At 72.3% G+C, this 18,041-nt stretch carries 12 protein-coding genes; 3 read left to right on the forward strand and 9 right to left on the reverse strand.

The window, feature by feature from the left end; all coding sequences use genetic code 11:
• Positions 1-212 precede the first annotated feature (212 nt).
• Complete coding sequence (locus FDO69_RS20800; protein WP_104781373.1) at positions 213-3,050, forward strand: glycoside hydrolase family 3 C-terminal domain-containing protein; 2,838 nt, start codon at positions 213-215, stop codon at positions 3,048-3,050.
• 120 nt (positions 3,051-3,170) lie between these two features.
• On the opposite strand, the gene FDO69_RS20805 is transcribed toward FDO69_RS20800, so the two are convergent.
• From FDO69_RS20805 to FDO69_RS20815, 3 genes are all read right to left on the reverse strand, one after another.
• Positions 3,171-4,616 (reverse strand): aldehyde dehydrogenase family protein, encoded by a 1,446-nt coding sequence (locus FDO69_RS20805; protein WP_104781374.1) that lies wholly within the window; start codon positions 4,614-4,616, stop codon positions 3,171-3,173.
• Between the two features lie 122 nt (positions 4,617-4,738).
• Positions 4,739-6,412, reverse strand: coding sequence for a PucR family transcriptional regulator (locus FDO69_RS20810; RefSeq protein WP_104781375.1), 1,674 nt, complete (start codon positions 6,410-6,412; stop codon positions 4,739-4,741).
• A 119-nt stretch (positions 6,413-6,531) separates the two neighbouring features.
• The gene (locus FDO69_RS20815; protein WP_104781376.1) at positions 6,532-8,664 is read right to left on the reverse strand and encodes an ATP-binding protein; all 2,133 of its coding nucleotides are present in this window, start codon (positions 8,662-8,664) and stop codon (positions 6,532-6,534) included.
• Between the two features lie 251 nt (positions 8,665-8,915).
• Between FDO69_RS20815 and gabT the strand changes: the two genes are divergently transcribed.
• Positions 8,916-10,250: a 4-aminobutyrate--2-oxoglutarate transaminase gene (gene gabT / locus FDO69_RS20820; RefSeq protein WP_104781377.1), complete on the forward strand. Its 1,335-nt coding sequence runs from the start codon at positions 8,916-8,918 to the stop codon at positions 10,248-10,250.
• Positions 10,251-10,671: 421 nt separating this feature from the next.
• On the opposite strand, the gene FDO69_RS20830 is transcribed toward gabT, so the two are convergent.
• Positions 10,672-12,411, reverse strand: coding sequence for an acyltransferase (locus FDO69_RS20830; RefSeq protein ID WP_104781378.1), 1,740 nt, complete (start codon positions 12,409-12,411; stop codon positions 10,672-10,674).
• Between FDO69_RS20830 and FDO69_RS20835 the strand changes: the two genes are divergently transcribed.
• Entirely contained in the window at positions 12,410-13,129 is a 720-nt protein-coding gene (locus FDO69_RS20835; RefSeq protein WP_104781379.1) for a phosphatase PAP2 family protein, read from the forward strand. The two genes, FDO69_RS20830 and FDO69_RS20835, sit on opposite strands and share 2 nt — an antisense overlap.
• Here FDO69_RS20835 and FDO69_RS20840 read toward each other — a convergent pair.
• From FDO69_RS20840 to FDO69_RS20860, 5 genes are all read right to left on the reverse strand, one after another.
• On the reverse strand, positions 13,111-13,584 hold the full coding sequence (locus FDO69_RS20840; protein ID WP_104781380.1) for a hypothetical protein: 474 nt from the start codon (positions 13,582-13,584) through the stop codon (positions 13,111-13,113). The genes FDO69_RS20835 and FDO69_RS20840 overlap by 19 nt on opposite strands.
• Before the next feature lie 141 nt (positions 13,585-13,725).
• On the reverse strand, positions 13,726-15,144 hold the full coding sequence (locus tag FDO69_RS20845) for an NAD(P)/FAD-dependent oxidoreductase (protein WP_104781381.1): 1,419 nt from the start codon (positions 15,142-15,144) through the stop codon (positions 13,726-13,728).
• A gap of 18 nt (positions 15,145-15,162) precedes the next feature.
• Positions 15,163-15,963 carry an ABC transporter permease gene (locus tag FDO69_RS20850; protein ID WP_104781382.1) on the reverse strand — a complete coding sequence of 267 codons (801 nt, stop codon included), beginning with the start codon at positions 15,961-15,963 and terminating at the stop codon, positions 15,163-15,165.
• The gene (locus FDO69_RS20855; RefSeq protein ID WP_104781383.1) at positions 15,963-16,892 is read right to left on the reverse strand and encodes an ABC transporter permease; all 930 of its coding nucleotides are present in this window, start codon (positions 16,890-16,892) and stop codon (positions 15,963-15,965) included. The genes FDO69_RS20850 and FDO69_RS20855 overlap by 1 nt, the downstream gene beginning before the upstream one ends.
• Positions 16,892-18,037 (reverse strand): ABC transporter ATP-binding protein, encoded by a 1,146-nt coding sequence (locus FDO69_RS20860; protein ID WP_170320921.1) that lies wholly within the window; start codon positions 18,035-18,037, stop codon positions 16,892-16,894. Before FDO69_RS20860 ends, FDO69_RS20855 begins: the two co-directional genes overlap by 1 nt.
• Between the last annotated feature and the right edge of the window lie 4 nt (positions 18,038-18,041).

The following is an 18,041-nucleotide window of genomic DNA, read 5'->3' on the forward strand; positions in this document are numbered from 1 at the left end:
CAATCGAAGCGCTTCGATGTTGCTGTGAGGTTAAGTGAACACTCATAGGTGCACAAGGGTCGTTCCCAAACTTCCTCGCGGGCATCAGAAGGGACCATTCCTCATGCCCGCCTTGAAGTGGCGGCGCCCGTCTCTTGACACCCGACCCGTCGCCGACCAGCATCGAAGCGCTTCGAAAGCGCCTCGCCGATCCATCGCAAGGGGATCCCCACGTGACCGCACACACGCCACCCACCGCACCGTTCCGTGATCCGCAGCTGCCGTTGGCGAAGCGCGTCGACGATCTGCTCGGGCGGCTCACCCTCGACGAGAAGATCTCCTTCCTGCACCAGTTCGCCCCCGCCGTAGACCGGCTCGGCGTCGCCGCGTTCCGCACCGGCCAGGAGGCCCTGCACGGCGTGGCGTGGATGGGCCCGGCGACGGTGTTCCCGCAGGCTGTCGGCCTGGGCGCGACCTGGAACCCGGAGCTGGTGCGGCGCGTCGGCGACGCGGTGTCCAAGGAGGTCCGCGCGATGCGCGCCAAGGACGACCGGGTCGGCCTGAACGTCTGGGCCCCGACGGTCAACCTGCTGCGCCACCCCCTGTGGGGCCGCAACGAGGAGGGCTACTCGGAGGACCCGAAGCTCACCTCGGCGATCGCCACGGCCTACACGCACGGTCTGCGCGGTGACCACCCCACCTACTGGCGCACCGCGCCCGTGCTGAAGCACTGGCTGGCCCACAACAACGAGACGGACCGCGCCACCACATCGAGCTCGGTGCGCCCGCGCGTGCTGCACGAGTACGACCTGCGGGCCTTCCGCGAGACCGTCGAGGCGGGCGCGGTGGCCGGGGTGATGCCGGCGTACAACCTGGTCAACGGCCGCCCCAACCACGTCTCCCCGTACCTCGCCGAACACCTGCGGACCTGGAGCGACGAGGACCTGCTGGTCTGCTCGGACGCGGGGGCGCCGACCAACCTCGTCGACGCCGAGCACTACTTCGACACCCACGAGGAGGCCACCGCCGCCTCCCTCGTCGCGGGGGTCGACAGCTTCACCGACCACGGCACCGACTCCTCGCAGATCACCGGGCGGCTGCGCGGCGCCCTGGAGCGCGGCCTGCTCACCGAGGCCGATCTCGACACGGCCGTCCGCCGTCAGCTGTCGGTCCGCTTCCGGCTGGGCGAGTTCGACCCGGAGTACGACCCGCACGACGCCACCAGCGAGTTCGACACCCCGGCGCACCGCGCCCTCGCCCAGGAGGCCGCCGAGCAGGCGATCGTGCTGCTCAAGAACGACGGGGTGCTGCCGCTCGTCCCGGACACCCGGATCGCGGTAGTGGGGCTGCTCGCCGACGAGTGCAAGCTCGACTGGTACAGCGGCACCCTCATCCACCGCTCGACCCCGCTGGAGGGCCTGTACGAGCGGTTCGGCGCGGAGCGTGTGGAGTTCGCGGAGGGCGTGGACCGGGTCCGGCTGAAGACCTCCGCGGGTGCGTTCCTGCACGTGCCGGTGGCCGAGGGGGCCGCCGACGAGGTGCGCGGCGCCGAGGGCGCGCTGGACCCGGCGCTGCTCGCGGGCCGCACCGACCTGCCCGCGCTCACGACCGACGCCGCCGGCACCGAGCTGGCGCTGGTCGACTGGGGCGAGGGCGTCCTGACCCTGCGTGCCCCCGACGGCCGCTATCTCTCGGTCGCCGAGGACGGCTGCCTGCGTGCCTCCGCCGACCAGCCGGGCGGCTGGGTCGTACAGGAGACGTTCCGCCTGGAACCGCACGGGGACGGGCACCTCCTGAAGCACCTGGGGACGGGTCGCCACGTGTGTGTCTCCGCCGACGGCGTGAAGGTTGCCGACACGGATCCCGAGGTCTTCGAGCTGGTTGTCGCCGAGCGCGGCGAGGAGGCGGTGGCGCGGGCCGCGGCGGCGGCCGACGTGGTCGTGGTGGTCGCGGGCAACGACCCGCACATCAACGGCCGCGAGACCGAGGACCGTACGACCCTGTGTCTGCCGGGACACCAGGAGCGGTTGCTGCGGGCGGCCCGGGCCGCGAACCCGGCCACCGTGCTGGCGCTGGTCTCCGCCTACCCGTACGCCGTCGACCCGGCCGAGCTGCCCGCCGTGCTGTGGACCGCGCACGGCGGCCAGGCGGCCGGAACCGCCCTGGCCCGCGTCCTGGCCGGTGACGTCTGTCCGGCCGGGCGTCTGCCGCAGACCTGGTACGCCGACGACGCCGACCTGCCGGGCCTGCTCGACTACGACGTGATCGGTGCCCGCCAGACGTACCTGTACTTCGAGGGGACGCCTCTGTTCCCCTTCGGGCACGGCCTGTCGTACACGTCGTTCGCGTACGGCGGCCTGACGGCCCGGGCCGAGGGCGAGACGGTGCGCGTCTCGTTCTCCGTCACCAACACCGGCGACGTCACGGCCGACGAGGTGGCCCAGCTCTACACCCGGGCCGTCGACGCGTCCGTGCCGCGTCCGCGTCGCGCACTGCTGGACCACCGCCGCGTCACCCTCGCCCCCGGGGCGACGGCCGAGCTCGACTTCGACGTCCCGCTGGGCGCCTTCGCGTTCTGGGACGTCGCCCAGGACCGGTGGCGCGTGGAGCCGGGCGCTCACGAGCTGCTGGCCGGGGCGTCCGTCGAGGACGTCCGGCTGCGCACGACGGTCATGCTCGACGGCGCGCCGGCCCTGCCGCGCGCGGTCCTCACGAAGGGCCTGGCCGCGGCCGGGTTCGACGAGCAGCGGGGCATCGAGATCGTCGACCGGACGAAGGTCTCGGGCGACGCGGTGACTGCGGCGGGCCCGGAGACGGGCGAACTGGTCTACCGCGCCTGCGACTTCGGCCGGGGCGTCTCCCAGGTGACGGTGGAGGTGGCCGGCGAGGGCACGGTCGAGCTGTCCCTCGACGGCGGCCCCGCGCTCGCGGTGCTGTCGCCCGCCGCACCGACCTCGGGTCCGTACGACTACGTCGTGCTCAGCGCGTCGATCACCGCCGCGGGCGCCCACGACGTGCACCTCAGGCTGCGCGGCCCGTTGCGGCTCGCGCACGTCGGCTTCTCCGGTTGAGGGTCCGGAGCAGGCCGGCGTAAAGAAGGGGCCCGGCACCGGAAGGCATCGGTGCCGGGCCTCTTCGCAGAGCTTATATGAAAATGGTTTCCATAAGCCAGAGGGTGGGTCGGAGGTGCGTCAGAGGTCGATGCCGGTGAGGACCAGCACCCGCTCGTACGTGTAGTCCTCCATGGCGAACCGCACGCCCTCGCGGCCCACACCGGACTGCTTGACGCCGCCGTACGGCATCTGGTCGGCGCGGTAGGACGGCACGTCGCCGATGACCACGCCGCCGACCTCCAGGGCCCGGTGGGCGCGGAAGGCGGTCTGCAGGTCGTGGGTGAACACGCCCGCCTGGAGGCCGTACTTGGAGTCGTTGACGGCGGCGAAGGCAGCGGCCTCACCGTCCGCCTTCTGCACGGTGAGGACCGGTCCGAAGACCTCCTCGCAGGAGATCGTCACGTCGGACGGGACCTCAGCCAGGACGGTCGGCGCGTAGGAGGCGCCGTCGCGCTTGCCGCCGGTGAGCAGCTGCGCCCCGGCGTCCACGGCCTCCTGCACCCACGTCTCGACGCGCTTGGCGGCATTCTCGTCGACCAGCGGGCCGACGTCCGTCTTGTCGTCACCCGGGTCGCCGGTGACCTGGGCCTCGACGGCGGCGACGATGCGCGGCAGCAGCCGGTCGTATACCGAGGCGTCGGCGATGACCCGCTGCACGGAGATGCAGGACTGGCCGCCCTGGTAGTTGGAGAAGGTGGCGATGCGGTTCGCCGCCCGGTCCAGGTCCTCGTCGCTCGCCCAGTCGGCGAGGACGACGGCCGCGCCGTTGCCGCCCAGCTCCAGGGTGCAGTGCTTGCGCGGCACCGAGTCCATGATCGCGTAGCCGACCTTCTCGGAGCCCGTGAAGGAGATGACGGGCAGGCGCTCGTCCTGCACGAGGGCCGGCATCTTGTCGTTGGCGACCGGCAGGATGCTCCAGGAGCCGGCGGGCAGCTCGGTCTCGGCCAGCAGGTCGCCGATGATCAGGCCGGACAGCGGGGTCGCCGGGGCGGGCTTGAGGATGATCGGGGCGCCGGCGGCGATGGCCGGGGCGATCTTGTGGGCGCAGAGGTTCAGCGGGAAGTTGAAGGGCGCGATGCCGAGCACGACACCCTTCGGGAAGCGGCGGGTGAGGGCGAGCCGGCCCTGACCGCCGAGGTCGGTGTCGAGGCGCTGGGCCTCGCCGCCGTTGAACCGCCGGGCCTCCTCGGCCGCGAACCGGAACACCGACACGGCCCGGCCGACCTCGCCGCGCGCCCACTTCAGCGGCTTGCCGTTCTCGGCGGAGATCAGCTGCGCGATCTCCTCGGTGCGCTCGACGAGGCGCTTGCTGACGTGGTCGAGGGCGGCGGCCCGGACGTGGGCGGGGGTGGCGGCGAACTCGTCCAGGACGGCGTGCGCGGCGGCCACGGCCTCCTCGACCTGCGCGTCCGTCGGCACGCTCACCGTGCCCACGAGCCGCCCGTCCCAGGGGGAGGTGACGTCGAAGGTTTCCTCGCCGGTGGCCTGGCGGCCGGCGAGCCAGAAGGCGTGGGTGGAGGTCATGTGGGTTCCGGCCCTTCGGCGTTGGGGGTGATCCTGTGCTAGGGGACCAACGGTAGGCGCGAGATGGCCGAAGGGCGTTTGTCCGAGCCGTAGCAGTGCGGGGCGCGGATACTCCGGTTTGGCTACTCGGTGGAGGCCGCCTTCAGGGCCAGCCACAGCTCCATCCGGACGTCCGGGTCGTCCAGGGACCGGCCGAGGATCTCCTCGACGCGGCGCATGCGGTAGCGCAGGGTGTGCCGGTGGACGCCGAGCTCGGCCGCCGCCGCGTCCCACTGGCCGTGCTTGGACAGCCAGGCGCGCAGGGAGGCCACGAGGTCGCCGCGGCCGGTGGCGTCGTGCTCGTACAGCGGCCGCAGCATGCCGTCGGCGAAGGCCCGGACGGCGTCGTCCGCCAGCAGCGGCAGCACCGATCCGGCCGCCATCCGCTCGTGCTCCACGAGGACCCGGCCGCGCCGCCTCGCCACCGACAGTGCCTGCTCGGCCTGCTTGTACGCGGCGGAGGCGGCGATGGGCCCGGCCGGTGCCGACAGGCCGACGACCAGTTCGTCGTCCTCGCCGCCCGGCACCTTCTCGCGTATGCCGGCCCGGGCCGTCTCCAAGGCGGCCGCGTACTCACCGCAGGCCGCCGCGGCGGCGCCGCCGTCCGCGGCCAGCACCACCAGCCGCTCGCCCTCCGGCACCACCAGCACGGCCTCCCCGGCCCGGGCCGCCGCGGACTCCATGACGTCGGCGAGGACCGCGAGGGGGTCGCCGCCGGCGTCGGCCGCGGCGAGCGCGGCGGCCGAGGACCGCTCGGCGGGCGGCGCGCCCTTGCGCGCCTCGGCACGGGCCAGCGCCGCCGACGCCGACACCGGCACCCGCTCCGCGACCAGCATCCGGAACGGCGCGTCCAGCAGTTCGCCGTACAGGTCCCCGGCGACGGCGCGGGCGTGGTCCGGCTCACCGGCCAGCAGCATGCGCAGCACCGCCGCTCCGACGCGCTGCTCGGCCGCCTGGAGGGACCGGGAGCGTTCCGTGGTCAGGGTCAGCAGCGCGATGGCCGAGTGGACGGCGTAGCGCTCGGCGGTGCCCGGGGCGCCGGCCGTGCCCACGGCGAGGGCCGCGCGGGGGCGACGGCCGATGCCTATGGTGTGCAGCTCGACCCGGTCCTCGTTCTCCGGCCCGCCGGCCACGGAGGAGGCGGGCGCGGGGCGGTCCCGCAGCTTCTGCACGTCCCCGGTGAGCCGCGCGGCACGCCGCCCCGCCCACTCCGGTGCCGTGGCGACGACCGCGCCCGAGGCGTCGTACAGCGCCGCCCATCCGTCGACCTGCGCGGCCAGCGCGGCCAGCAGCCCCTCCGGGCCGCCGGTCTGGGCTTGCCGGGTCAGTTCGCGCTGGGCGGCGAACCCGGCGGTGACGGCCCGGTACTGGTCGGCGGCGATCGCGGCGGAGACGGCCTTGCTGATGGCGAGGAACGGCGTGCGGCGGGGCACCTCCAGCAGCGGCAGGCCCTCCTTCCCGGCCGCGTCGACGAGCGCCTTGGGGATCTCCTCGTAGTTGACGCCGACGGCGAAGCCCAGCCCGACCACTCCGGCCTCCGCCAGCCGGTGGACGTAGCGGCGCATGGCCTCCGGGTCCTCGGCGTCCAGCTTGAGCGCGGTGATCAACAGCAGTTCGCCGCCCTCCATGTAGGGGACGGGGTCGGCGAGCTCGCTGACGTGCGCCCAGCGGACCGGCACGTCGAGGCGGTCTTCGCCCGCCCGCACGGTCAGTTTCAGCGCGGAGTGGTGGACGAGCGAGGCGAGCGTCGGGGGCATGAGGCCTTCTGCGTCAGGGCTGTGTGGTCTCTGTGGTCTTTTGGCCGCCACGTATGAACGACCTGTGACGATTCTGCCTCACCGTACGGTCCCCGCGTACCCGCGCAGGTGGGAAGGGCTCAGCTCCGCAGATCCACCAGCAGGGGCGGCGCGTGCTCGCCCTTGACGTCGGTCAGCGACAGCACCGCGTGGCCCGCCGGCACGGCGTGCGCCAGCTCGGAGGCGGACCAGCGCTCCCGCTCGACCTGCCGCACGGTCACCGCCCGCGCGGTCGGGGCCTTGCCGGTGATCACCCGGCGCAGCATGTGCACGGCCTTGCCGGCCGGCGTCTCCGCGATGATCTGCCGGTCGGTGACGTCCCGGGCCTCGGTCCACTCCTTGCCCCACACCTCGGCGAAGTCCTGCCCGTCCCACGGTGTGAGCCCCGACAGGGCCATCCGGCAGCCGGTCGCGCCGAGCAGCGGGCCGCGCAGCGGCCGGGCCACGTCGTCGAGTGTCCGCAGGGTGAGCACGACCCCGGCGTTGCCGGACCGCAGCCGCTGGATACCGCGCACGGCCTCGGGTGTCACCACCCCGGTCGCGTCGTCCAGGAGCAGGCAGGCGAACAGCGACCGGTCCTCGCGTACCGCGACACTCGCCGTGAACTGCGCGAGCACCAGCCGGGCCAGCATCTTGGAGGCGTCGGCGTGCCCGCGCTGGGGCAGGTCGATGCGCACCCGCACCGGGTGGTCGAGGGCCTTGAGCGTGAAGGGCCGGGACCGCCCGGAGGTGTCGAAGAACCCGGCGAAGGCGGGCCGATCCAGCAGGGCGACGCGATCGCCCAGCACCCCGCCGACGTCACCGGGCTGTCCCATCTGCCGCTCCCGGGCGTCGAGCTCCCTGAGCAGCGACTCCTGCCCGGCCTCCTGGAGCCCCTGCCGCAGCGCGGCGAACGGCCCCGGCGCCCCGTCGAGCAGCTGCCGCAGCTCCGGTACGGAGGGGAAACGCCCGTGCACGGCCCGGAACGGCCCGAGCAGCTGGGCGAGGACGGTGGTGGAGCGGCGGCTGTCACTGCCGGGGTGCGGGTCGGCGAGATCCCCGACGAGCGCCTCGGCGAGCACAGCCGCGGCCTCGTCCGGGTCACTGGTGCCGCCGTACAGATCGAGGTCGTACTCGGACTCCTGGTTCCCGATCCGTACGACCACGTCGTACGCGTCGGCCGGTCCGAGCCCCGCACCGGCCGCCCCGACGACGACCACGGCGGCCCGCCCGGCGAGAGCGTGCAGGCAGAGCGACTCGGCAAGGGGGCGGACGACGGTCCCGGTCTTGCCGGACCCCGCGGGGCCGACGGCGACGAGCGAGGTGCCGAGCAGGTCGGGCCCGAGGGCGAGCCCCGTGCCGCGGTAGGTGTACGGGTTGCGGGCGTCGTCCACGGTGGTCCCGAGCCGCACCTGCCCGGTGACGAGATCGTGCCGGGCGAGCCGGGCGGGCAGGTCGCGCTCCCCGGAGGGGTGCAGGCACGCGGTGGCACCGTCCTTGAGCACGGCCCCGCTGAAGGTGGCGAGGCTGTGCCGTCCGGTGCGCACGCCCTGCCAGGCACGCAGGATCCGGGCGTGGTCGACGTCCCGCATCAGCCCGGAGCGGGCCTCGGCGGCGAGCCGCTCGGCGGCGTCGGGGGCCCCGGCGGCACGCAGCTCGTTCCACTGGGCCGGGTCGTCCTCGGGCGCCGTGCGGGTCTCCTGGGCCGCCGGCCGGCGGAAGCGGGGGGTGACGAAGCGGCGCCACACCTCGCCCCAGCGGCCGAGCCGGGCCGCCCCGATCATGATGGCCAGGGCGACGAGCAGCTCGTACCCCTGGTAGACGATGAACGTCCCGGTCTCCCCGAGGTCGCTGTCGCCACCCCGCCAGGCGTCGGGGACGATCAGGTCGAACGGCACCCACCACCAGGTGCCGAGGTAGCCGTTCTGCAGCAGCGACCAGATCAGCCACCCCACCAGGAAGGCGATCAGCGCCCCGCTCAGCAGCTGCCGGGTGGGGATCTCCTCGGGTTCCTCCGCCGGCCGCGGCCGGTGCCCGAACCGCCACACGCCGGGGGCGGCCTCGGGGCGCGGCGCCCGCAACCAGGTGAGGAACGCCGACCCGTCCGTCGGCGGCGGCACCCCCGGCGCCCGGGGCGGCAGCGGAGGCATCGCGGGCACCTCCACAGGCCCCGCCGGACGCGGCACAGGGCTCGCATGCGTACCCCGCGCCTCCTGCGTCCCGTCGCTGTCCATCGCCGTTGCCCCCTGACCAGCCGCTCCGTCCACCATCAGCGAGCCAATCTAACGCCCTCTCCTGGGGAGTTCACCGCTTACACGGCCGGGTCATGGGCACCGGTCCACGAGAGTGCCATGTCCACCCCGGACAAGGCGCCCCGCCGACAACGCCCACATGGAGCATGCCCACCCCCCTTCCCCCGCCCTAGCCTGCGAGAAAAGAAGCCAAGCGTCCGCTGAGACCATCCGCACCACCCCAGGAGCCCCGCATGACCGCACTTCCGCAGGAGCGCCGCGTCGTCACCGCCATTCCCGGTCCGAAGTCGCAGGAGCTGCAGGCCCGCCGTACCGCCGCGGTCGCGCAGGGCGTGGGGTCCGTGCTGCCCGTGTTCACGGCGCGCGCGGGCGGCGGGATCATCGAGGACGTCGACGGCAACCGGCTCATCGACTTCGGGTCGGGCATCGCCGTGACGTCCGTGGGCGCCTCGGCCGAGGCCGTCGTACGGCGGGCGTCGGCGCAGCTGGCCGACTTCACCCACACCTGTTTCATGGTCACGCCCTACGAGGGGTACGTCGAGGTCGCCGAGGCGCTCGCCGAGCTGACCCCCGGTGACCACGCCAAGAAGAGCGCCCTGTTCAACTCGGGCGCCGAGGCCGTCGAGAACGCGGTGAAGATCGCGCGGGCCCACACCAAGCGGCAGGCCGTCGTGGTGTTCGACCACGGCTACCACGGGCGCACCAACCTGACGATGGCGCTGACCGCCAAGAACATGCCGTACAAGCACGGCTTCGGCCCGTTCGCGCCCGAGGTCTACCGCGTGCCGGTGGCGTACGGCTACCGCTGGCCGACCGGGCCCGAGAACGCCGGCCCCGAGGCCGCCGCGCAGGCCATCGACCAGATCAGCAAGCAGGTCGGCGCGGAGAACGTCGCCGCGATCATCATCGAGCCGGTGCTCGGCGAGGGCGGCTTCATCGAGCCGGCCAAGGGCTTCCTGCCGGCGATCAGCAAGTTCGCGCAGGACAACGGCATCGTCTTCGTCGCCGACGAGATCCAGTCGGGCTTCTGCCGTACGGGCCAGTGGTTCGCGTGTGAGGACGAGGGCATCGTCCCGGACCTCATCACGACGGCGAAGGGCATCGCCGGCGGTCTGCCGCTCGCGGCCGTCACCGGGCGCGCCGAGATCATGGACGCCGCGCACGCCGGTGGCCTGGGCGGCACCTACGGCGGCAACCCGGTCGCCTGCGCCGGTGCGCTCGGCTCGATCGAGACGATGAAGGAGCTCGACCTCAACGCCAGGGCGAAGAACATCGAGGCGATCATGAAGGCCCGTCTCACCGCCATGGCCGAGAAGTTCGACATCGTCGGCGACGTCCGTGGCCGCGGCGCCATGATCGCCATCGAGCTGGTCAAGGACCGCGCCACCAAGGAGCCGAACCCGGAGGCGACCGCCGCGCTCGCCAAGGCGTGCCACGCCGAGGGCCTGCTGGTCCTGACCTGTGGCACCTACGGCAACGTGCTCCGTTTCCTGCCTCCGCTGGTCATCGGCGAGGACCTGCTGAACGAGGGCCTCGACATCATCGAGCAGGCGTTCTCCCACATCTGAGCCCTCGGCACGCGCATCTGAGCCGCCGTCCGGGCAGGTGAGCCGCCCCGGTTCCGCTACCGGGGCGGTGAGAGGCAGAGCGTGTGAAGAAGGTGTGCGAGGTGGATGACAGGGGGCCCTGCGGCCTGTCCTGCGCCCCGGCGCTGTCGTAGGTTCTACCCAGATGAGAGATACACCCCGCCCACAGGGGACTGTGGGTGACATCAGGCCGGGGCCTCCCCAGCTTCGACCTGGTCGTGCCCTCGCGCACACAACCGGAGCCTGAGGCTCTGGATCTCCTCACCGATCGGACAGTCGCCCGCCCCATACCCCCCGGGGCGCGCGGCGTTCCGGTCCGGAACGGCCGCCCCGGAACTCCCCCCCCCTGTTCCGGGGCGGCCGACCTCTCTTTCGGCCCCTTGTGCGACACCGTGAGTCGCGGTCAGTCCTTGGTGAGGGGCGCGGGCTCCGGGCGGTGGATCCCCCGCGGGCGGTAGCCGAGGAGGTCGGCCACGCCGAGTACGTCCGCGAGCAGCCAGATGATCGCCAGCCACATCTCCGTGCCCTTCAGGCCCGGTTCACGACCCGGCCCGGAGCCGTCGGGGGTGGGGCCGAAACCGAAACCCCGGCCGGCGTGCCATCGGCGCAGGGCGGCGGTGAGCTGGTTCGCCGCCCAGGAGCGGGTCTCCTCCGAGCGATGGGCGGTCTGCCGGGCGCAGAGCCACAGAGGGTGGATCACGTCCAGGACGTTGCAGGCGTTCTCCCGGCCGGGCGCGAAGTGGCGGGGGTCGCGGGCGTGGTCGAGGACGGTGTCGATCACCCGCTCCGGGTACGGCACGGGCAGACCGAACTGGGCGAAGGAACCGCGGGTGAGCCGGTAGTAGCCGTTGACCATCTGCAGGCGTCCGGCCTCCCGGGTGGGTGAGCCCCACATCCCGGTCCACGGGTCGGCATGGGTGTGCAGCCAGCCGAACAACGCCTCCAGCGCGCCGGGTGCGGCCGCTTCGGCCCCGGCGCGACGGTTCCAGTGCGCGGCGGTGGCCCAGGAGTCGACCCACGCCCCGGCGTGCCAGGCACGGTCGGGCCAGGGCAGCGCGCCGAGGTGGGGTACCAGCCGCTCGGCCGTCGTGGTCCGCACCGCGTGGACCGGGTGGGCGAAGGAACTGCCGAGCAGGTCCAGCGCGTAGCCGACGCACAGCACGTGATAGGCGGGGTCGCCGTCCGGCACCCCGGCGGGGCCCGGGAGCGGGGCGGGGGCGCCGAACCGGGGGACCAGACCGGTGGCGGGGTCCTGCAACGCCCGGAGCCGCTCCACGTGTTCGGCGGCGGACAGCTGCGGCGGTGCGTCCCCGAGCAGCAGGTCGGCGATCTCGACGGCGTCGCAGTGGGCCCGTACGGTCGGCTCGGCGCCGGGCCGGTCGACGTAGCGGCCGGTGTCCGCACGCCAGGACCGCTCCAGCAGCCCGGTCGCCTGAGCCCGGGCGGTCTCGCCGAAGGCCGGCAGTTCCTCGGCGAGGTTTGCCGCGCCGGCAGTGGGCTTCGCCCCGCGCGGCTCGCGCCGGTCCCGGATCGGGCGGGCCGGGTTTCCCGCCGCGACCGTCCAGGCGGGCAGGTCCTTCGTCACGACCGCCCCCGCGCCGATGACGCAGTGGTCGCCGATGGTGACCCCGTCCACGACGACCACGTGCGAGCCGATCCACACGTCGTCGCCCACCGTGATCCCCCGGCTGGTGACCGGCTGCTGATGGACCGGCAGGTCCGGCGCGGAGCCGTGGTTGAAGCCGAGCAGTGAGGTGTGAGCGCCGATGCGCACCCCGTCCCCGAGGGTCACGGTGCCGCGTACCACCGTGAAGGGGTTGATCGTGCAGTCGGCGCCCGTGCGCAGGGCGTCGGTGACGTAGGCGTGGGCGGCGATGTACGAGCGGTCTCCCAGGTGCAGGACGTCCGGGTGCACGGCCGCCGTCCCGGCCACGAAGCAGCCTTCGCCCAGGAGCACCTGCCCGGGCCCCGCCGGCAGCCGCCGCTGCCGCTCCTGCTGTGCCGCGCGCTGCCCGTCGGAGGCCCGCTCGGAGAAGAGCCAGGGGCAGTGGTCGAAGAGGCTGTCGTCCTGGGACGGCTGGTTCACGTGATCCTCCGAAGGGCCGCGAGTGGGCGTCTGCGCTCGTGCCAAGCTGTGCCCCATGCCGATCTCCGCGAACCAGGACCGTGCCGCTCCCCCGGGCCTCCTCGCCCTCCTGCTCGCCCTTCCGGCCGTCCTCTTCGCGCTGATCACCTGGCAGGTCGTCGCGGACGGCCCGCTCGTCCGGCTCGACGAACGCCTCAGCCGCGTCCTCGTGAACCCGGACCGCTGCTCCGAACTCCTCGCCGACCTGGGCAACGTCCAGGTCGCGGTCCCGGTCCTCGCCGTCGCGCTCGGGTACGCCGCGGTACGTCACCGTCGTACCGGCGCGGACCGCTGGTGGCTGCCCGTCGCCGGCGCGGCCCTGCTCATGGCCCTGGTCCCGGCGCTGGTCGTCCCGCTGAAGGAACTCACGGCCCGCCCGGGCACCCCGGCCGTCCCGCCCGGCATCGGTTACTACCCCTCGGGGCACACCGCCACCGCCGCCGTCGCCTACGGTTGCGCGACCCTGCTTCTGCTCCCCTGGCTCCGCACCACCCTGGCGCGCCGCTCCCTGGTCGCCGTCTGCGTCGCCCTGGTCCTCGGCGCGAGCTACGGCCTGGTCCGTCGCGGCTACCACTGGCCACTCGACGTGCTGGCCAGCTGGTGTCTGTGCACGGTGCTGCTGGCGGCGCTGTGGCTGCTCGTCCGGACCGTGGCGACACCCGGGCGGTCTCAACCACCATCTGACCGTCGCTCTGCGTCGCCAGGCCCCGGGCGGTCTCAACCACCCGTAGCCTGACCGTCGTTCTCCGTCGTCGCCAGGGCCGCCGCGGCCTCGTGCATCGCCAGTTCGAGCAGGGCCGGGTCCGTCAGCATGCCCGAGCCGTCCGGGGGGACCAGCCAGCGGACGCCGCCGGGTGAGGAGCGGCCCGGGTACGGCACGACGATCCAGGTGCCGGCGCCCGCCGTGCGGATGCCCGTGCCGAGCCAGCGGGTCGCGGTGCCCGGCGGCACGAAGAATCCCATGCGGGCGTCGCCGAAGTCGACGAGAACGGGGCCCGGCCGGTCCAGGACCCGGGTGAGCACGTCGAGCGTGGCGTACCCGAGTTCGCCGGGCAGGATGAGCACGTCCCAGGCGCTGCCGGCCGGCAGCAGCGTGACCCCGAGCGGGTTGCGCTCCCATTCCCAGCGGCATGCCTCGGGATCGGGTGCGACGGATGCGAGCCACTCGACCGCCGTCTTCGCACCGGTCATCGTCAAAGACCCCCTTCTCATCCACGAACCTCACGGACGCGCTGGGCGTCCGGAGGGCATCACGAGGGAGAAGGGGGTGTCCCCCGGCCATTACGCGGGTTCCGGTTCCTCGTCGGAGTGAACCGGATCACACCCGGTCGATCAGCTGTCGAATCCCAGCCCCAACCGGTCCATCGTGCGCAGCCACAGGTTGCGGCGGCCGCCCTGGGCGTCCGCGCGGGCCAGTGACCACTTGGTGAGGGCGATGCCCGTCCAGGCGAAGGGTTCCGGCGGGAAGGGCAGGGGCTTCTTGCGGACCATCTCCAGTTCCGTGCGCTCGGTGCGCTCCCCGCTCAGCAGGTCCAGCATCACGTCGGCGCCGAAGCGGGTGGCGCCGACTCCGAGGCCGGTGTACCCGGCCGCGTAGGCCACCTTGCCCTGATGGGCGGTGCCGAAGAACGCCGAGAAGCGGGAGCAGGTGTCGATCGCGCCGCCCCAGGCGTGGCTGAAGCGGACGCCCTCCAGCTGCGGGAAGCAGGTGAAGAAGTGCCCGGCGAGCTTGGCATAGGTCTCGGGGCGGTCGTCGTACTCGGCGCGCACCCGGCCGCCGTAGGGGTAGATCGCGTCGTAGCCGCCCCAGAGGATCCGGTTGTCGGCGGACAGCCGGAAGTAGTGGAACTGGTTGGCGCTGTCGCCGAGGCCCTGGCGGTTCTTCCAGCCGATCGAGTCGAGCTGCCCGGCGGTGAGCGGCTCGGTCATGAGGGCGTAGTCGTAGACCGGGACGGTGTACGAGCGGACCCGTCGGACCAGGTTCGGGAAGATGTTGGTGCCGAGGGCGACCTGGCGGGCGCGGATGCGGCCGTAGGGGGTGCGGACGGCCATGCCCGCGCCGTAGGGCTTCAGGGTCAGGGCGGGGGTGTTCTCGTAGACGCGCACGCCCAGTTCCCGGCACGCCCGCTTCAGGCCCCAGGCGAGCTTGGCCGGGTGCAGCATGGCGACGCCCCTGCGGTCCCACAGGCCGGCCTGGAAGGTGGGTGAGTTCACCTGCTCCTGTACTGCGTCGGCGTCCAGGAACTCGACGCCCTCGGCCAGTCCCCGGCGGGACGTCTCCTCGTGCCACTCGCGCAGTTCGCGCGCCTGGTACGGCTCGGTGGCGACGTCGATCTCGCCGGTGCGCTCGAAGTCGCAGTCGAGGGAGTGCCGGGCGACGGCCGCCTCGATCGCGTCGAGGTTGCGGTCGCCCAGCTCCTGGAGCCTGTGGATCTCGTCGGGCCAGCGGGCGAGGCCGTTGGGCAGGCCGTGGGTGAGGGAGGCGGCGCAGAACCCGCCGTTGCGGCCGGAGGCGGCCCAGCCCACCTCGCGGCCCTCCACCAGCACCACGTCCCGCTGCGGCTCGCGCTCCTTGGCGATCAGCGCCGTCCACAGTCCGCTGTAGCCGCCGCCGACGACCAGCAGGTCGCAGGTCTCGGAGGTGGTGAGGGCGGGTTCGGGACGGGGCCGGCCGGGGTCGTCCAGCCAGTACGGGACCGGCTGGGCGTCGGAAAGCGAACGGGTCCACTGATTCATGGCACTCGGGGCCATGATGTCAACTCCCTACGGTTATGCCTTTTGTCTGTTGCGGCGATTTCCGGCGAGCATGGAAACCAGGACGAACAGTACGGCGACGACGAACATGGTCGTGCCGATGACATTGATCTGGACGGGCGTTCCGCGCTGCGCCGACCCCCACACGAACATGGGGAAGGTGACGGTCGAGCCCGCGTTGAAATTGGTGATGATGAAGTCGTCGAAGGAGAGGGCGAAAGCGAGCAGTGCGCCCGCCGCGATTCCCGGTGCGGCGATCGGCAGGGTCACCCGGACGAAGGTCTGGAACGGACCCGCGTACAGATCCCTCGCCGCCTCCTCCAGCTTCGGGTCCATCGACATCACGCGGGCCTTGACGGCCGTGACCACGAAACTCAGGCAGAACATGATGTGGGCGATGAGAATCGTCCAGAAGCCCAGCTGAGCGCCCATGTTGAGGAACAGGGTGAGCAGCGAGGCGGCCATGACGACCTCGGGCATCGCCATCGGCAGGAAGATCAGCGAGTTCACGGCGCCGCGGGCGCGGAACCGGTAACGGACCAGGGCGAAGGCGATCAGGGTGCCGAGGAGCGTGGCGCCGAGCGTCGCCCAGACCGCGATCTGGAGGCTGAGGGACAGTGACCCGCACAGTCCGGAGACCCCGCACGGGTCCTTCCAGGCGTCCAGGGAGAACTGCTGCCATTCGTAGTTGAAGCGCCCCTTCGGTTTGTTGAAGGAGAACACCGTCACGACGACGTTCGGCAGGAGCAGATAGCCGAGGGTCAGCAGTCCCGCGAGGACGACGAGATTTCTCTTGAGCCAGTTGACGAAGGGCATCAGACCAGATCCTCCGTCCCGGACCTGCGGATGTAGAGCGTGACCATGAGCAGAATGGCCGCCATGAGGATGAAGGAGAGCGCCGCGGCCGTCGGATAGTCGAGGACTCTCAGGAACTGCGTCTGGATGACGTTTCCGACCATGCGGGTGTCGGTGGATCCGAGCAGATCGGCGTTCACGTAGTCACCGGCCGCCGGAATGAAGGTCAGCAGCGTTCCGGAGACGACACCCGGCATCGACAGCGGGAAGGTGACCTTGCGGAACGTGGTCCAGGGGCGGGCGTACAGGTCCCCGGCCGCCTCGTGGAGCCGTCCGTCGATGCGCTCCAGCGAGGTGTACAGCGGCAGGATCATGAACGGCAGGAAGTTGTACGTCAGACCGCACACCACCGCGAGCGGGGTGGCCAGGACGCGGTCGCCGGCGGTCATGCCGAGCCAGTCGGTGACGTCCAGGACGTGCAGCGTGTTGAGCGCGCCGACGACCGGGCCGCCGTCCGCGAGGATCGTCTTCCAGGCGAGGGTGCGGATCAGGAAGCTGGTGAAGAACGGCGCGATCACCAGGATCATGATCAGGTTCTTCCAGCGGCCGGCGCGGAAGGCGATCAGGTACGCCAGCGGGTAGCCGAGCAGCAGGCACAGGATCGTCGCCGTGCCCGCGTAGAGCACCGAGCGGACGAACTGCGGCCAGTACGCGGACAGCGCGTCCCAGTACGTGGCGAAGTGCCAGGTGACCTTGTAGCCCTCCTCCAGGGAGCCCGTCTGCACGGACGTGGAGGCCTGGTAGATCATCGGCAGCGCGAAGAAGACGACCAGCCAGAGGATGCCGGGCAGCAGCAGCCAGTACGGCGTCCAGCGACCCCGGCGCTTCGGGGGCTTCGGTTCGGGCGCTTGGGGTGCGAGGGGCGGTGGCGCCTCGGTGAGTGTCGACATCAGGCCGCCTCTTCCACGCCCGCGTCGGCGTCCTGGGCGGCGTCCAGGCCGAAGGTGTGGGCCGGGTTCCAGTGCAGGACGACCTCGGCGCCGGGTACCAGGCGGGGGTCGCGGTCGATGTTCTGGGCGTAGACCTCGAAGCCGGAGCAGACCGGGCTGTCGACGACGTACTGCGTGGAGACGCCGATGAAGCTGGAGTCGGCGATCCGGCCGGTGATGCGGTTGCGGCCCTCGGGTATCTCGCCGGCGTCGTCGGCGTGGGTGAGGGAGATCTTCTCCGGGCGGACCCCGACCAGCACCTTGCCGCCGGTCGTCGCGGGGGCGGAACATCGCGCTTCGGGCAGGACGAGCTTGCCGCCGCCCGCCTTCAACACGATCTCCTCGCCGCTCTCGGAGTCGACCTCGGCCTCGATGAAGTTCGAGGTGCCGAGGAAGTTGGCGACGAAGGTGGTGCGCGGGTTCTCGTAGAGGTCGGTGGGCGCGCCCAGCTGCTCGACGCGGCCCGCGTTCATCACGGCGACCGTGTCGGCCATGGTCATGGCCTCCTCCTGGTCGTGCGTGACGTGGACGAAGGTGATGCCGACCTCGGTCTGGATGCGCTTGAGCTCCAGCTGCATCTGGCGGCGCAGCTTCAGGTCGAGGGCGCCCAGCGGCTCGTCGAGCAGGAGCACCTTGGGGTGGTTGATCAGGGCACGGGCGACGGCGACGCGCTGCTGCTGGCCGCCCGAGAGCTGGTGCGGCTTCTTGCGGGCCTGCTCGCCGAGCTGGACGAGGTCGAGCATCTCGTCGACCTGCTTCTTCACCGACTTGAGGCCACGCCGGCGCAGGCCGAAGGCGACGTTCTCGAAGATGTCGAGGTGCGGGAAGAGGGCGTAGGACTGGAAGACCGTGTTCACCGGCCGCTTGTAGGGCGGGAGGGCCGTCACGTCCTGGTCGCCCAGGAAGACGGTGCCGGCGGAAGGTTCCTCCAGCCCGGCGATCATGCGCAGGGTGGTGGTCTTGCCGCAGCCGGAGGCGCCGAGCAGGGCGAAGAAGGAGCCCTGCGGCACGGTCAGGTCGAGCGGGTGGACGGCGGTGAAGGCACCGTAGGTCTTGGCGATGCCCGTGAGGCGGACGTCGCCGCCGGGGTCGGTCTTGTTCGTCATGGTG

Source organism: Streptomyces tibetensis (assembly GCF_007655005.1).
In the GTDB taxonomy this organism is placed as follows: Bacteria; Actinomycetota; Actinomycetes; order Streptomycetales; family Streptomycetaceae; genus Streptomyces; species Streptomyces tibetensis.

Excerpts from the sequence above, each read along its gene's own strand:
- FDO69_RS20805 (WP_104781374.1), bottom strand. The coding sequence starts at position 4,616 with ATGACCTCCACCCACGCCTTCTGGCTCGCCGGCCGCCAGGCCACCGGC.
- FDO69_RS20850 (WP_104781382.1), bottom strand. The coding sequence starts at position 15,963 with ATGCCCTTCGTCAACTGGCTCAAGAGAAATCTCGTCGTCCTCGCGGGA.
- FDO69_RS20840 (WP_104781380.1), bottom strand. The coding sequence starts at position 13,584 with ATGACCGGTGCGAAGACGGCGGTCGAGTGGCTCGCATCCGTCGCACCC.
- gabT (WP_104781377.1), top strand. The coding sequence starts at position 8,916 with ATGACCGCACTTCCGCAGGAGCGCCGCGTCGTCACCGCCATTCCCGGT.
- FDO69_RS20855 (WP_104781383.1), bottom strand. The coding sequence starts at position 16,892 with ATGTCGACACTCACCGAGGCGCCACCGCCCCTCGCACCCCAAGCGCCC.
- FDO69_RS20810 (WP_104781375.1), bottom strand. The coding sequence starts at position 6,412 with ATGCCCCCGACGCTCGCCTCGCTCGTCCACCACTCCGCGCTGAAACTG.
- FDO69_RS20830 (WP_104781378.1), bottom strand. The coding sequence starts at position 12,411 with ATGGGGCACAGCTTGGCACGAGCGCAGACGCCCACTCGCGGCCCTTCG.
- FDO69_RS20835 (WP_104781379.1), top strand. The coding sequence starts at position 12,410 with ATGCCGATCTCCGCGAACCAGGACCGTGCCGCTCCCCCGGGCCTCCTC.
- FDO69_RS20845 (WP_104781381.1), bottom strand. The coding sequence starts at position 15,144 with ATGGCCCCGAGTGCCATGAATCAGTGGACCCGTTCGCTTTCCGACGCC.
- FDO69_RS20860 (WP_170320921.1), bottom strand. The coding sequence starts at position 18,037 with ATGACGAACAAGACCGACCCCGGCGGCGACGTCCGCCTCACGGGCATC.
- FDO69_RS20815 (WP_104781376.1), bottom strand. The coding sequence starts at position 8,664 with ATGGACAGCGACGGGACGCAGGAGGCGCGGGGTACGCATGCGAGCCCT.